Origin of the sequence: Arthrobacter sp. NicSoilB8, from assembly GCF_019977355.1 — a bacterium.
GTDB lineage: Bacteria > Actinomycetota > Actinomycetes > Actinomycetales > Micrococcaceae > Arthrobacter.
Map to the genome: position 1 here is coordinate 3,289,427 of NZ_AP024655.1, position 12,656 is coordinate 3,302,082.

Annotated in this window: 15 protein-coding genes; 1 reads left to right on the forward strand and 14 read right to left on the reverse strand. The window is 64.0% G+C overall.

Translation table 11 applies throughout. The features are described 5' to 3' along the window. Positions 1–4: 4 nt before the first annotated feature. The 12 genes from LDO15_RS14835 to LDO15_RS14890 all read right to left on the reverse strand — a co-directional run bounded on the left by LDO15_RS14835 (position 5) and on the right by LDO15_RS14890 (position 9,821). A complete protein-coding gene (locus LDO15_RS14835; RefSeq protein ID WP_223979785.1) occupies positions 5–436 on the reverse strand; it encodes a DUF2550 domain-containing protein in 432 nt (143 codons plus the stop codon). 10 nt (positions 437–446) lie between these two features. Continuing rightward, the gene (locus LDO15_RS14840; protein WP_090581408.1) at positions 447–731 is read right to left on the reverse strand and encodes a F0F1 ATP synthase subunit epsilon; all 285 of its coding nucleotides are present in this window, start codon (positions 729–731) and stop codon (positions 447–449) included. Position 732: 1 nt separating this feature from the next. Beyond that, a complete protein-coding gene (atpD, locus tag LDO15_RS14845) occupies positions 733–2,187 on the reverse strand; it encodes a F0F1 ATP synthase subunit beta (protein ID WP_223979787.1) in 1,455 nt (484 codons plus the stop codon). 81 nt (positions 2,188–2,268) lie between these two features. After that, entirely contained in the window at positions 2,269–3,162 is an 894-nt protein-coding gene (locus tag LDO15_RS14850; protein WP_223979789.1) for a F0F1 ATP synthase subunit gamma, read from the reverse strand. 76 nt (positions 3,163–3,238) lie between these two features. Continuing rightward, positions 3,239–4,876 carry a F0F1 ATP synthase subunit alpha gene (gene atpA, locus LDO15_RS14855; RefSeq protein WP_223987428.1) on the reverse strand — a complete coding sequence of 546 codons (1,638 nt, stop codon included), beginning with the start codon at positions 4,874–4,876 and terminating at the stop codon, positions 3,239–3,241. A gap of 87 nt (positions 4,877–4,963) precedes the next feature. Further along, positions 4,964–5,788, reverse strand: coding sequence for a F0F1 ATP synthase subunit delta (locus LDO15_RS14860; protein WP_223979791.1), 825 nt, complete (start codon positions 5,786–5,788; stop codon positions 4,964–4,966). Then, complete coding sequence (locus LDO15_RS14865) at positions 5,788–6,339, reverse strand: F0F1 ATP synthase subunit B (RefSeq protein ID WP_223979793.1); 552 nt, start codon at positions 6,337–6,339, stop codon at positions 5,788–5,790. Before LDO15_RS14865 ends, LDO15_RS14860 begins: the two co-directional genes overlap by 1 nt. Positions 6,340–6,387: 48 nt before the next feature. Beyond that, the gene (gene atpE, locus LDO15_RS14870) at positions 6,388–6,606 is read right to left on the reverse strand and encodes an ATP synthase F0 subunit C (RefSeq protein ID WP_003804776.1); all 219 of its coding nucleotides are present in this window, start codon (positions 6,604–6,606) and stop codon (positions 6,388–6,390) included. Positions 6,607–6,818: 212 nt separating this feature from the next. Beyond that, entirely contained in the window at positions 6,819–7,619 is an 801-nt protein-coding gene (atpB, locus tag LDO15_RS14875) for a F0F1 ATP synthase subunit A (RefSeq protein WP_223979794.1), read from the reverse strand. Between the two features lie 91 nt (positions 7,620–7,710). Further along, complete coding sequence (locus LDO15_RS14880; protein ID WP_223979795.1) at positions 7,711–8,073, reverse strand: hypothetical protein; 363 nt, start codon at positions 8,071–8,073, stop codon at positions 7,711–7,713. Then, positions 8,066–8,551, reverse strand: coding sequence for a hypothetical protein (locus tag LDO15_RS14885; protein ID WP_223979796.1), 486 nt, complete (start codon positions 8,549–8,551; stop codon positions 8,066–8,068). Before LDO15_RS14885 ends, LDO15_RS14880 begins: the two co-directional genes overlap by 8 nt. A gap of 145 nt (positions 8,552–8,696) precedes the next feature. After that, positions 8,697–9,821, reverse strand: a complete 1,125-nt coding sequence (locus LDO15_RS14890) for an MraY family glycosyltransferase (protein WP_223979797.1) — start codon at positions 9,819–9,821, stop codon at positions 8,697–8,699. 296 nt (positions 9,822–10,117) lie between these two features. On the opposite strand from LDO15_RS14890, the gene LDO15_RS14895 reads away from it, so the two are divergent. Next, positions 10,118–11,014 (forward strand): glycosyltransferase, encoded by an 897-nt coding sequence (locus LDO15_RS14895; protein ID WP_223979798.1) that lies wholly within the window; start codon positions 10,118–10,120, stop codon positions 11,012–11,014. A 39-nt stretch (positions 11,015–11,053) separates the two neighbouring features. Here LDO15_RS14895 and LDO15_RS14900 read toward each other — a convergent pair whose 3' ends face one another. Both LDO15_RS14900 and LDO15_RS14905 read right to left on the reverse strand, forming a co-directional pair. Continuing rightward, positions 11,054–11,827: a WecB/TagA/CpsF family glycosyltransferase gene (locus LDO15_RS14900; RefSeq protein WP_223979799.1), complete on the reverse strand. Its 774-nt coding sequence runs from the start codon at positions 11,825–11,827 to the stop codon at positions 11,054–11,056. Beyond that, positions 11,824–12,654 carry an L-threonylcarbamoyladenylate synthase gene (locus LDO15_RS14905; protein WP_223979801.1) on the reverse strand — a complete coding sequence of 277 codons (831 nt, stop codon included), beginning with the start codon at positions 12,652–12,654 and terminating at the stop codon, positions 11,824–11,826. Before LDO15_RS14905 ends, LDO15_RS14900 begins: the two co-directional genes overlap by 4 nt. Positions 12,655–12,656: the final 2 nt, after the last annotated feature.

Sequence of the window (12,656 nt, forward strand, 5' to 3'; positions counted from 1 at the left end):
GGGGCTAGCGCCAGGTGCCGACGCCGATGACGGGTCCGGCCTCAAGCCAGGACGACAATCCCGTGTAGGCGTCAAAGCGCATTGCGAGAAGGACCTGCTGGCCCTCATAGCGGAGCTCCACGATCACGGCGTCAGGCTGGACCTTGAGTAGCTCGGATTCGGTAGGCTTGCGCCGCCCGAGCAGCTCCAGGGAGCTGCGCCGGAAGGTGTGCTTGGGACGGACGCTGAGTGAGACCAGGCGGAACCACTCAAGGTCGTTGTCCTGATAACGACAAACCCCCATCTGCCAGCTCTTTCCAGCCGTGCAGATGGAGGCGTCCACCGTGCCGAGGGCACGCCGCAGATTGAAGCGGCGCACCCCCGAGAGGCACAGTGCAAATACCAGCAACGCAAACGCAGTTGCCAGGAGGATGAACGGCAAACCGATATCGTTCATCAAGGTCGTGCTAGCGGATCCCCGCAGTAGCCGCTTCGCCCATTTGGGCGTTGTCAGCAACAATGACCACCCTGTTGTTGTCGACGGAGAAGAATCCGCCGTCGACAGCTACGGAGATGCGGTCACCGGACACCGGCTCAATTGCCAGCTCACCTTCGGCCAGAATCGCCAGCAGGGGCGAGTGGCCGGGCAGGATTCCGATTTCACCATCGCTGGTGCGGGCCTTGACCATCTTGGCCGCTCCGGACCACACGAAGTGGTCCGCTGCGACAATCTCAACCTCAAGCTCAGCCATATTACTTGGTCTGTTCCTGGATCTTGGCCCACTGGCGCTCGACGTCGTCCAGGCCGCCGACGTTGAAGAACGCCTGCTCTGCAACGTGGTCAAGGTCGCCGTCGCAGATAGCGGTGAAGCCTTCAACGGTGTCCTTGATGGACACGGTGGAGCCCTCGACGCCGGTGAACTGCTTGGCGGTGTAGGTGTTCTGCGACAGGAACTGCTGGATGCGGCGTGCACGCGACACGACGATCTTGTCCTCTTCAGAGAGTTCGTCAACGCCGAGGATGGCGATGATGTCCTGAAGTTCCTTGTTCTTCTGCAGGATCTGCTTGACGCGCACGGCCGTGTTGTAGTGGTCGTGGCCGATGTACTGCGGATCCAGGATGCGGGAGGTCGACGTCAGCGGGTCAACGGCCGGGTACAGACCACGGGAGGCGATTTCACGGGAAAGTTCCGTGGTCGCATCGAGGTGTGCGAAGGTCGTGGCCGGAGCCGGGTCGGTGTAGTCATCCGCGGGAACGTAGATTGCCTGCATCGAGGTGATGGAGTGGCCCTTGGTGGACGTGATGCGCTCCTGGAGGAGGCCCATCTCGTCAGCCAGGTTGGGCTGGTAGCCCACGGCCGAGGGCATGCGGCCGAGGAGGGTGGAAACCTCGGAGCCTGCCTGGGTGAAGCGGAAGATGTTGTCGATGAACAGCAGCACGTCCTGGTTCTGCACATCGCGGAAGTACTCCGCCATGGTCAGGGCCGACAGGGCCACGCGCAGACGCGTTCCCGGCGGCTCATCCATCTGGCCGAACACAAGGGCGGTGTCCTTCAGGACGCCTGCCTCTTCCATTTCGACCCAGAGGTCGTTGCCCTCACGGGTACGCTCGCCGACACCGGCAAACACCGAGGTGCCACCGAAGTTGCGGGCCACACGGGTGATCATTTCCTGGATCAGCACGGTCTTGCCGACGCCGGCGCCACCGAACAGACCGATCTTGCCACCCTTGATGTAGGGGGTGAGAAGGTCGATCACCTTGATGCCGGTCTCCAGCATCTCGGTGGAGCCTTCCAGAGTCGCGAAGGCGGGGGCCTTGCGGTGGATCGGCCAGTAGTCAGAAGCCTGGATCTCGGACTCGTCGACGTCCAGCGGCTTGCCGAGGACGTTGAAGATGTGCCCCTTGACGCCGTCGCCCACGGGCACGGAGATGGGTCCGCCGGTGTCCACCACGTTGGTGCCGCGGACAAGTCCGTCGGTGGCCTGGAGGGAGATGGCGCGGATGAGGTTGTCGCCCAGGTGCAGGGCAACCTCAAACGTGATGGTCTTGGTCTCACCGTTGAGTGTGATCTCGGTGGTGAGTGCGTTGTAAATCGAGGGGATTGCGTCAGCCGGGAATTCGACGTCGACAACCGGGCCAATAACACGTGCAATACGGCCGGTAGCACCGGACGTTGCGGCTACGTGTTCGGTAGCAGTGGCAGTCATCTCTCTCACTTCACTCAGTAGATGGCGTGGGGTTAAGTTTATCTTTTGTTGCAGGTACAGCTGGATCCGGACTCGAGCAGGCTAGGACGCGGACAACGCGTCGGCACCGGCCACGATTTCGGAAAGCTCCTGCGTAATTTCAGCCTGGCGGGCAGTGTTGCGCAGACGCGTGTACTTCTTGATGAGATCCGTCGCGTTGTCGCCGGCGGACTTCATCGCCCGCTGGCGGGCTGCGAGCTCGGAAGCTGCTGCCTGCAACATGGCGGCGAAGATACGTGATTCGATGTAGCGCGGCAGCAGGGCATCGAGAACCTGCTCCGTTTCCGGCTCGAATTCGTAGAGGGGCAGCAGGTCCGATTCGGACGCCGCCGTCTCTTCGACAACCTCGAGCGGCAGCAGACGGACGACCGTCGGCTCCTGGGTCACCATCGACTTGAAGCGGGTGTACACGACGTGGATTTCGTCGACGCCGCCCTCTTCGTAGGCGGTTGCGAAATCAGCCAGCAGTGCCTCACTGATTTCCCGCGCGGTCGCGAACTCCGGTGCATCCGTGTTGCCGGTCCATACGCGGTGGTACGGACGGTTCCGGAAGTCGAAGTACGCCTGCGACTTGCGGCCGACCAGGAACGTCTTGACTTCCTTGCCTTCCTCATGGAGCAGCTCGTTGAGGCCTTCGGCCTGCTTGAGGACGCTCGCCGAGTACGACCCTGCGAGGCCACGGTCCGAGGTGATGACCAGGACAGCGGCCCGGCGGATCTGCGCCGGTTCGGTGACCAGCGGGTGGTCGATTTCGCTCTGGCTTGCGACAGCAGAAACGGCACGCGTGATCGCGTTCGCGTAAGGCAGTGAAGCTGCTACGCGTGCGCGGGCCTTGCCGATGCGCGAGGTAGCGATCAGTTCCATCGCCTTGAAGATCTTGCGCATCGACGTCGTCGAGCTGATCTTCTGGCGGTAGACCCGGATCTGGGCTCCCATACTTATCCTTTCCTAAGATCCCGGTGGCCGGGACTGCCGGAACCCGTGCGGGTCCCGGCAGTCCCTGCCAGCGAAACTAGCGCTTCTGCTTGACGATTTTTTCCTGGTCGACCTGATCCTCGCCGATGGGGGCGTGCTCCTCGTGCCCCGCACCGACCAGGAGGTTGTCTCCCTCGCCGAAGAAGCCCTTCTTGAAGTCCACGATCGCGGTCTTCAGTGCTTCGGCGGTGTCATCGTCCATGACGTTGGTCTGGGCCAGCGTCGTCAGGATGGAGGACTTGTGCTTGAGGTGCTCCAGGAACTCGGTCTCGAAGCGGTTGATGTCCTCAACCGGAACGTCGTCGAGGTAGCCGTTGGTGCCGGCCCAGATGGAGACAACCTGGTTCTCGACCGGGAACGGCGAGTACTGGCCCTGCTTGAGCAGTTCCATCAGGCGTGCACCACGGGTCAACTGCTGGCGCGATGCGGCGTCCAGGTCCGAGGCAAACATGGCGAAGGCCTGCATGTCGCGGTACTGGGCCAGTTCCAGCTTCAAGGTACCGGAGACCTTCTTCATGGACTTGACCTGGGCGGCGCCACCAACACGGGAGACGGACACACCGACGTCGACAGCGGGGCGCTGGTTGGCGTTGAAGAGGTCCGACTGCAGGAAGATCTGGCCATCGGTGATGGAGATCACGTTGGTCGGGATGTAGGCGGACACGTCGTTCGCCTTGGTCTCGATCAGCGGCAGGCCGGTCATCGAGCCTGCACCGAGCTCGTCGGAGAGCTTGGCACAACGCTCCAGCAGGCGGGAGTGCAAGTAGAAGACGTCGCCCGGGTAGGCTTCGCGTCCCGGCGGGCGGCGGAGCAGCAGTGACACTGCACGGTAGGCCTCGGCCTGCTTGGACAGGTCATCAAACACGATGAGGACGTGCTTGCCGCCGTACATCCAGTGCTGGCCGATTGCCGAGCCGGCGTACGGTGCCAGGTACTTGAAGCCTGCGGGGTCGGACGCGGGGGAAGCCACGATAGTCGTGTATTCCAGTGCGCCGTTGTCCTCGAGGGTCTGACGGACGGCAGCGATCGTCGATGCCTTCTGGCCGATGGCTACATAGATGCAGCGCACCTGCTTCGTGACATCGCCCGAAGCCCAGTTGGCCTTCTGGTTGATGATCGTGTCGATCGCGATGGCCGACTTGCCGGTCTGGCGGTCGCCGATGATCAGCTGGCGCTGACCGCGGCCGATCGGGATCATCGCGTCGATGGCCTTCAGGCCAGTCTGCATCGGCTCGTGAACCGACTTGCGCTGGGTCACGCCGGGCGCCTGGAGTTCCAGGGCGCGGGTGGTCTCGGCCTTGATCTCGCCGAGGTCGTCGATGGGCTGGCCCAGCGGGTCAACCACGCGGCCGAGGAAGGCGTCGCCAACCGGCACGGACAGAACCTGTCCGGTGCGGTGGACTTCCTGGCCTTCTTCGATTCCGGTGAAGTCACCGAGGACGATCACACCGATCTCGCGGACGTCAAGGTTCTGGGCCAGGCCCAGGGTGCCGTCTTCGAAGCGAAGCAGCTCGTTCGCCATGACCGAGGGAAGGCCCTCAACACGGGCGATGCCGTCACCTGCGGTTGTTACACGGCCGACCTCTACGCGCTCTGCGTTTCCGGGTTCGTAGGACGCCGCGAACTCGTTCAACGCATTACGGACGTCGTCGGCGTTGATGGTCAATTCGGCCATCTGCAGTCCCTGCTCTCCTGTTTTCGTGATCATCGTTGCTCACGATGATCGGGGTTTCTTGTCGTTAGGTTGTGCGTGTCCGGCTTGCTAGGCAAGCTGGCGCTGGAGCTGGCCCAGGCGGCCGGCGACTGAAGCGTCAACCACTTCGTCACCCACCTGGATCCGGATGCCACCGATCAGTGCCGGGTCAACGTTCATGTTGATCTTGAGCTCGCGCCCGTAGAGGGCGTTCAGCCCTGCCTGCAGGCGGCTGGTCTGGGTCGCCGTCAACGGACGGGTGACGCTGACCGTCGCAATCCAGCGCTGCTGGCGCTTGGCGGCAAGCTCGGCGAAACGGCGAACCAGCTTGGTGACCTTGAGCCCGCGGGGAGCCGTGACGGCCTGCCCGATCAGGACTTTCGCTTCCTCGCTCGCACCGGGTACGAGCTTCTCGGCGAGGGTCACTTTGGCGGCCGGGCTGGCCTGCGGCTCGGACAGAGCACGCTGGACCTCGTGACTGGACTCGACGGACTGGTTGAAGGAGAACAGATCGTTCTCCAGCGCTTCCAGTCCGTTGAGCCCGGAGGCAGAGACGGCCGACTTGTTCTCGGCAACAGCGATGACCACCGAAGCGGCAAGAGTCTCGAGTGCATCGCCGATATCCCGTGCCGATGCCCAGCGGGAGCTGGCCAGTCCGGCAGCGATCTCAACAGCGTCTGCGGAAACTTTCCCGCTGAAGAGCTGCTTGACCAGCGCCGACTTTTCGTCACCGCTGCGGGACGGGTCAGTCAGGGCGCGGCGCAAGCCAGCCGAGCTGTCCACCGTTCCCAGGATTCCGAAGAGGTCCTTGGCCAACTGCAGCGACGCGGTGGGAAGCTTGGCCTCCAGGGCCGCCAGCGCAGCGGCCAGCGATTCGCTCGATACACCTGCCATTACTTAGCTACACCCGCGTCCTGGTTCTCCAGATCTGCCAGGAAACGGTCCACCACTCGGGCCGACCGTGCATCGTCGCTCAGGGCCTCGCCGACGATGCGGCTCGCCAGCGTCGTGGCCAGCGTGCCGACCTCCGCGCGGAGGGACACAACGGCCGCCTGACGCTCGGATTCGATCTGCGCGTGGGCCTGTGCGGTGATGCGGGCAGACTCGGCAGCCGCCTTCTCCTTCAGCTCTGCAAGGATCTGGGCGCCTTCGGCGCGTGCTTCCTCACGGATGCGGTTGGCTTCGGTGCGGGCTTCCGTGAGCTGCTGCTTGTACTCTTCGAGTGCTGCGGAGGCTTCGGCCTGGGCCTTTTCAGCCTTGGCGATACCACCCTCGATGGCCTCGGCCCGCTCGGCAAAGGTCTTCTCGAACATCGGGACAACGTACTTGACCACGATGTACATGAGGACAGCAAAGCCGGCGAAGACGACAAGCATTTCCCAAGGATTGGGAACGAGGGGGTTAGTACCGCCTTCGGTGGCGGCTGAGATGATCGCTTGATTCATATTTCACCCGTCCTTATCTACTCGGTTCTGGATGTTCGGTTGTTCTGTTTACTTAAGAACGAACGCGAAGACCAGGCCGAGGATGGCGAGGGCTTCAGTCAGCGCGAGGCCGAGGAATGCGATCGGCTGCAGGACGCGCTGGGCTTCCGGCTGACGTGCCACACCGTTGATGTACGCGGCGAACACGAGACCCACACCGATACCACCGCCGATGGCGGAGAGGCCGTAGCCGATGAGGTTGAGGGAGCCGTTGATGGAGCCTTCCATTTTTCTTCCTTTCAAGATGCCACCCATGTGGCAGGTTGTTTGGGTTGCTTCATCCCCGTGAGGGGAAGACTATGTTGTGCCTGCTGGCGTTGTGCCTGCTGGCGTTGTGCCTGCTGGCGTTGTGCCTGCTGGCGTTGTGCCTGCTGGCGTTGTGCCTGCTGGCGTTGCGCCTGCTGGCTTTATGCCCGCTTGCGTTGCGCCTGCCTGCGTGCCTAGTGGCTGTCGGCGTGCATTGCGCCTTCGATGTAGATCGCGGTCAGCAGCGTGAAGACGTAGGCCTGCAGCACCATGATCAGCGCTTCAAGCATGTACATGGCGATGGCGCCGCCAAGGACGAGTACGGACGCGCCCTTGAGGAGTACGTTTTCCTGCATCACGAGGAATTCAATGCCCGCACCGGAGATCATCACGATCAAGTGGCCGGCCAGCATGGTGGCGAACAGACGGAGGCTGTGCGTGACCGGGCGGACCAGGAAGTTGGAGATGATTTCGATCGGGACGACGATCGGGAGGATGTAGAACGGCACACCGGAAGGAACCGTGGCCAGCTTGAAGTAGCGCAGGCCGTTCTTCTTGATGCCGATGCCGATCCAGGTGACGTACACGATCAGCGCGAGCACGTAGGCCCCGCCGACGTGCGAGAAGGTCGGAAGCTGGATCAGCGGGATTGCACCGTAGATGTTGTTCACCAGGATGAAGAAGAACAGGCTGAACAGCAGCGGGACATACTTCATGAAGTCCCTGCCGCCGATGATGTCCTTGGCGATGCCGTTGCGGACGAAGCTGTAGGCGGCCTCGCCAGCGAACTGCAGCTTGCCGGGGACGAGCTGCTGCTTCCGCGCAGCTAGCAGAAAGAATGTAGCGATAATGACAACCGACAGGATTACCAGCAGCATCTGCTTGGAGAATCCTTCGGCGGCACCCCACGGGATGATAGCCGGCAGGTGAAGTTCTTCAATTCCAGGAGGCGTGAAGGTTCCTGAATCTTGGGCCGGGAGCGCAAGCGCGATCAACGCGTTTCCTCTCTGCAGTGTCCATCATTGGGCGTTGGTCGGGGACCGGCGACATTGCTGCCCGCCTCTCCCCCTGTGAAATTATTTGGCATTACTGTTCCTCGTCCTTGGACGGGCCACGTGCAGCATTGTCCCCATCAGCTAAAGTCCTGTTACTGGTGAGGCCGTGCATATGAGAAAGATAGAACCCTCCCGCAGCTCCAAGCAGCGCTCCTGCGAGCACAATCCAGCGGGTTCCCCACAGATTATCCAGTCCCCACCCTATCAAACTCCAGACGATGATTCCGCCAATAATGTAGCTAAAGACGGCGATTCCGGCGTTGTATCCGCCGTCGCTCCCGTCAGTGGATACACCGGGGGCACCGGCTGTGGTTTTAGGTGTTTTGGCAGCCTTGTTAATGGGTCCGGTATCTTCTCCGGAGAGTGGCTTGCGGCCCGCTTTGCGGCTAAACATCGGTGCCGCCTTTTCGGGGTTCGGGGTCGTTGTAAATCTGGAGCCTTGCCTTGCTGAAGCCGTAGATTTCCGCCGCCTGCCAGAACACCACGGTCACGACGGCACCGATGAGGAACCACCGGCCGTGCAGCCAGGCAGGAGCGCCGATGACGAAGAGCACCACGGCGAAGCCGACGACCTTGACGAAGTACGTCGCGACGAACAGTCCGATCGCCCCTGAGGGGTTGTTGCGGCCAACGAAGTGGCCCACCGCGAGGCTGATGGCAAAGAACGCCATCACCAGGGCTCCGCCGAAAAGGGAAGACCAGAATCCCACGGCACCGTTGAAGACAAAGGCGGCAATGCCCGTCAGCAGCAGGGCGACGGCAGATACGGCCGAACTCATGGCCAGAAGCTTCAGCCACAAGGATTTTGTGGGGCCCGAGACACCAACGGGTCCGGCGCCGGATGCGGATCCGGGTTCGGCGTTGGAGGTCATGAGATCCCAATCGTCGCGGTGCGGTGCTGGTCAAGGTGTGCTGGTGAAGGCGGGGCGGCGAAGTGCCGCCCCTGAATTCTACATTAGATAGAAATTATTCGGAAAAGCGTGTCCCAACGGGGGTTACTCCGGCAAGCGGAACGCGTTACTCCCGCGTGGCAGCCATTTGCCCCGGGCCGCGCTGCCGGAGGTACGGCCAGGCCGTCACGACGGCCATGATTGCAGCGGCGGCCAGATCGACGGCGAGCACGATGTGCCACGGGAAGATTGCGAATGCGAGGCCGCCGAAGGCCAGGACGCAGGTCCACAGGTACATCAGCACGACGGCGCCGCGGTGCGAGTACCCGATGTCCAGCAGTTTGTGGTGCAGGTGCCCGCGGTCCGCCGACCACGGGGAACGGCCCAGTGCGGTCCGCCGCACCACCGCGAGGCCCAGGTCCAGGAGCGGCAGGAACAGTACGGCGAACGGCAACAGAATCGGGATGATCGTGGGGATACCGTTGGCCCGGTCATAGAGTCCGGACGTGATCTGGCCCGTGGACACGACGCCGGCCGAGGCCATGAGCAGTCCGATCAGCATGGCGCCCGCGTCCCCCATGAAGATTTTCGACGGGAACCAGTTGTGAGGCAGGAAGCCCACGCAGCTGCCGACAAGGATGGCCGTGAGGAGTGTGGCGAGGTCGGAGAAGTCGGTCAGCGGAGCGTTCCGGTGGACCCAGTAGGCCGTGAGGAAGAAGGCCACTCCCCCGATGATCGCCACGCCGGCGGCGAGGCCGTCAAGTCCGTCGATGAAGTTGAAGGCGTTCATCGTGGTGACGATCAGTCCGGCGGTCAGGATGATGTTCAGCGCCGGTGCCTGGACGACGATCGGTTCCGGAACGAAAGGGATGATCGTCATGCGCACGCCCCAGATGGCCACGACCAGTGCCGCGGCGCTCTGTCCGATCAGCTTGACCCACCAGCGCAGGTCCAGCAGATCGTCCGCGACGCCGACGAGCACAATCACGCCGGCACCGGCCAGGATGCCCCACGGCGCCGTGTTGTTGCGGAAGATGTCCTTGACGAAGAATGAGTTGCTGGCCACGACCAGCGCAACCAGGACTCCCGCGAAGATGCCCAGCCCGCCCAGCCTGGAGATCGGCGTTGAATGCATGTCGCGGCTGCGGATCGGGGAATACAGCTCAAGCTTGTTGCCGACAAGCCGGGCACCCCAGGTGGCCGCGTAGCTCACGAGCGCCGCGGTCAGCATCATGAGCAGGTACATGATCACGGGGAGACCACCGGCCCGGAAATGTCAGTGCAGGCAGCACACGGTGGCACGCTCCGCAGCGCCGGGGGCACCGGTGAGCTGCGGAAATAGGGTGTATTGGATTGCCGTGGGACTGTCTTTCGAAAAATGAAACTTCTCCGTCGCCGTGCGCAGGGCAGGCAGTGCGTAGTGCCTGACAGGGCTGTATTACAGTGGACTCTAGTCAAGATACTAATGCCAACGGCCACTTGTCTTCGCGTCACACGGGCCTCCGCCGGCGGGAAAACCACTGACGGTCGTTCTGAAAGGACCCCGCGATGACCCCCTCGGTTGCAGTCGCTGCCGTGACGTTTGACCGTCCCAGGGAGCTGGCAGTCCTGCTGGATGCCATCAACAGCCAGACCGCTCCGGTCCGCTCCATCTGCCTCGTCGACAGCGGCACTGCTCCCTCAAAGGATGTGGCCGCCCGGCACGCCAACGTGGACTACGTCCGGTCCGAGGCGAACCTCGGCGGGGCCGGGGGCTTTTCGCTGGCCATTCTCAAGGCCGTGGCCAGCGGGGCTGACTGGATCTGGATGATGGACGACGACGCCGAGCCGGCCGATCCCGAATGCCTCGCCACGCTGCTGCGCGAGGCCGAGGCGCGGAACCTGGATGCCGTGGTTCCCCTCGTGGTGGCCCCCGGCCATCCGGACCGGCTGTCGTTTTTCTTCCGCCTCAACGGCAAGGTCACGCACGAGCGCGCCGAGGTGGAAAAGGTCGGATTCCTGCCCGACGACGGACACTTCTTCAACGGCGCCCTGATCCGCGCCGGTGTCTTCTTCAAGGTCGGCCTGCCGGACATGCGCCTGTTCATCCGCGGCGACGAGGTGGACTTCACGCTGCGGCTGCGGAAGGCCGGGATCCGCTTCGGCACGGTCACCACCGCGGCCATCACGCACCCGCACGCGTTCTCCGAGACCAAGCACGTTTTCGGCGCCAGATGGCACGTGATCGTTCCGGACTCCGCCTTCAAACGCTACTTCTACTACCGGAACCGCGGCTACATGATCCGCCGGCACTTCCGGGTGAAGTCCTTCATCGCCGATGTAGGAGGGTACCTCGGCTATTTCCTGCGCAGCGGCGACTTCCGCGGCCTCGCCGACTGGTTCCGGGCATTTTCCAGCGGCCTCCGCGGCAAGGGCTTCGGTCCGCTGGAGGACCAGAAATTCTAGGCGTCCGCGCCGCAGGCGGGAGGGGTTGCAGCTCTAGCTCTAACTCTCGGGGCGCCGGCGGAGCCGCCGGCGCAGCAGCAGGCCCAGCAGGACCCACGGCTCGCCGAACACCCGGTAGGCCACCCGCTGCGGGTGGAGCATGAGCCGCCAGGCCCATTCGAGCCCGAGCCGCCCGATCCAGCGCGGCGCCAGCTTCTGGACACCGGCGATCTGGTCGATGGCGCCGCCCACGGTGCAGTAGACAGCCGGCGGGAGGGTGTTCCGCCTGCGCGCCAGGACCTGTTCCTGAAGCGGCATGCCGAGGCCCAGGAGCACAAGCTGCGGGCGAAGCCTGGAAAGCCATTCGACGGCGGCTTCTTCAAGCTCCTGGTTCCAGCCTTCACCGGGCATGCCGTCGACGCGCGCCCCGGGAACGATTTCCCGCAGCCTGGCCACAGCTCCGGCGTTGGCCACGGCGCCTGCGCCGATCACCGCGATCCGTTCGAGGCCCTCGACATGGCCCAGGGCGGGGATCCAGTCCGTCGAGCCGAGCCGGTAGTCCATCACCGGCCCCCGGCCGTCTTCCTCTTCGCCGGTCTTGGCCCACAGCCACAGGACCGGGGCGCCGTCGATCAGCACCACGTCGCTGTGCTCGTAGAACGACCGGAAGGCGGGGTCGGCGTGGAACAGGGTCACACTGTGCAGGTTGTGCCCCACCACTGTCCGGGTCCCGCCCTCGGCGACGTAGGTGCTGAGGACGGCGGTCAGCTCGGACACCGTCAGGGGGGTCGCTTCGACGTCGAGGAACGGGACGGGTTGGCGCTCCAGCGTCATGCGGAGCCGGACCCTGCGCCCGGCGCAGCGCCGGGCTCAGCTTCGGCAGGCAGAGCCTGTGCAGGCACGGCTTCGGCAGGCAGAGCCTCTGCAGGCACGGTTTCGGCAGGCACGGTTTCTGCAGGCTCAGCCTCGGCGGGCAGAGCGTCCACAGCCACCGGGGCGTTGCCGTCCACATCTACCAGGCCGGGAACCACGGCGCGCAGGCGGTCGAGGCTGATGGCTCCCTGCCGGACCACACGCAACGGCAGGGCGGTGGCGTCGATGATGGTTGAGGCGAGGGCCTCGGCACCCTCGGCGGGCCGCGGGCCGCCCTCAAGGTAGACTTCCACGGATTCGGCCAGCTGGGCTTCGGCCTCCGCGGCGGTCTGCGCCGCGGCGTGTCCGGTGCGGTTCGCGGATGACACGGCGAGGGGTCCGGTGAGTGTCAGCAGGTCCTGGGCGATCTCGTCGGCCGGGATCCGCAGGGCCACGGTCCCCTTGGTCTCGCCAAGATCCCAGTCCAGGGACGGCTGGGCGTGCAGGATCAGGGTCAGGCCGCCCGGCCAGAAGGCCTCGGCCAGGCGCCGCGCCTCGGCCGGAACATCCGTGGCGAGGCCATCGAGGGCGTTCAGCCTGGGGATCAGCACGGGCGGCGGCATCTTCCGGCTGCGGCCCTTGGAGGCTAGCAGCAGGGTCACGGCGAGGGGCGAGAAGGCGTCGGCGGCAATGCCGTAAACAGTGTCGGTGGGGAAGACCACGCACTTGTTCTCGCGGATGGCCCGCTGGGCGTGTTCAAGTCCTGCGGCGCGCTGCTCAGCTGCCGTGCAATCGTAGCTAGTCGTCACTG

What these genes read in the sequence shown, in the direction of transcription:
- LDO15_RS14835 (WP_223979785.1), bottom strand. Translation starts at nt 436, where the DNA reads ATGAACGATATCGGTTTGCCGTTCATCCTCCTGGCAACTGCGTTTGCG.
- LDO15_RS14840 (WP_090581408.1), bottom strand. Translation starts at nt 731, where the DNA reads ATGGCTGAGCTTGAGGTTGAGATTGTCGCAGCGGACCACTTCGTGTGG.
- atpD (WP_223979787.1), bottom strand. Translation starts at nt 2,187, where the DNA reads ATGACTGCCACTGCTACCGAACACGTAGCCGCAACGTCCGGTGCTACC.
- LDO15_RS14850 (WP_223979789.1), bottom strand. Translation starts at nt 3,162, where the DNA reads ATGGGAGCCCAGATCCGGGTCTACCGCCAGAAGATCAGCTCGACGACG.
- atpA (WP_223987428.1), bottom strand. Translation starts at nt 4,876, where the DNA reads ATGGCCGAATTGACCATCAACGCCGACGACGTCCGTAATGCGTTGAAC.
- LDO15_RS14860 (WP_223979791.1), bottom strand. Translation starts at nt 5,788, where the DNA reads ATGGCAGGTGTATCGAGCGAATCGCTGGCCGCTGCGCTGGCGGCCCTG.
- LDO15_RS14865 (WP_223979793.1), bottom strand. Translation starts at nt 6,339, where the DNA reads ATGAATCAAGCGATCATCTCAGCCGCCACCGAAGGCGGTACTAACCCC.
- atpE (WP_003804776.1), bottom strand. Translation starts at nt 6,606, where the DNA reads ATGGAAGGCTCCATCAACGGCTCCCTCAACCTCATCGGCTACGGCCTC.
- LDO15_RS14880 (WP_223979795.1), bottom strand. Translation starts at nt 8,073, where the DNA reads ATGTTTAGCCGCAAAGCGGGCCGCAAGCCACTCTCCGGAGAAGATACC.
- LDO15_RS14885 (WP_223979796.1), bottom strand. Translation starts at nt 8,551, where the DNA reads ATGACCTCCAACGCCGAACCCGGATCCGCATCCGGCGCCGGACCCGTT.
- LDO15_RS14895 (WP_223979798.1), top strand. Translation starts at nt 10,118, where the DNA reads ATGACCCCCTCGGTTGCAGTCGCTGCCGTGACGTTTGACCGTCCCAGG.
- LDO15_RS14900 (WP_223979799.1), bottom strand. Translation starts at nt 11,827, where the DNA reads ATGACGCTGGAGCGCCAACCCGTCCCGTTCCTCGACGTCGAAGCGACC.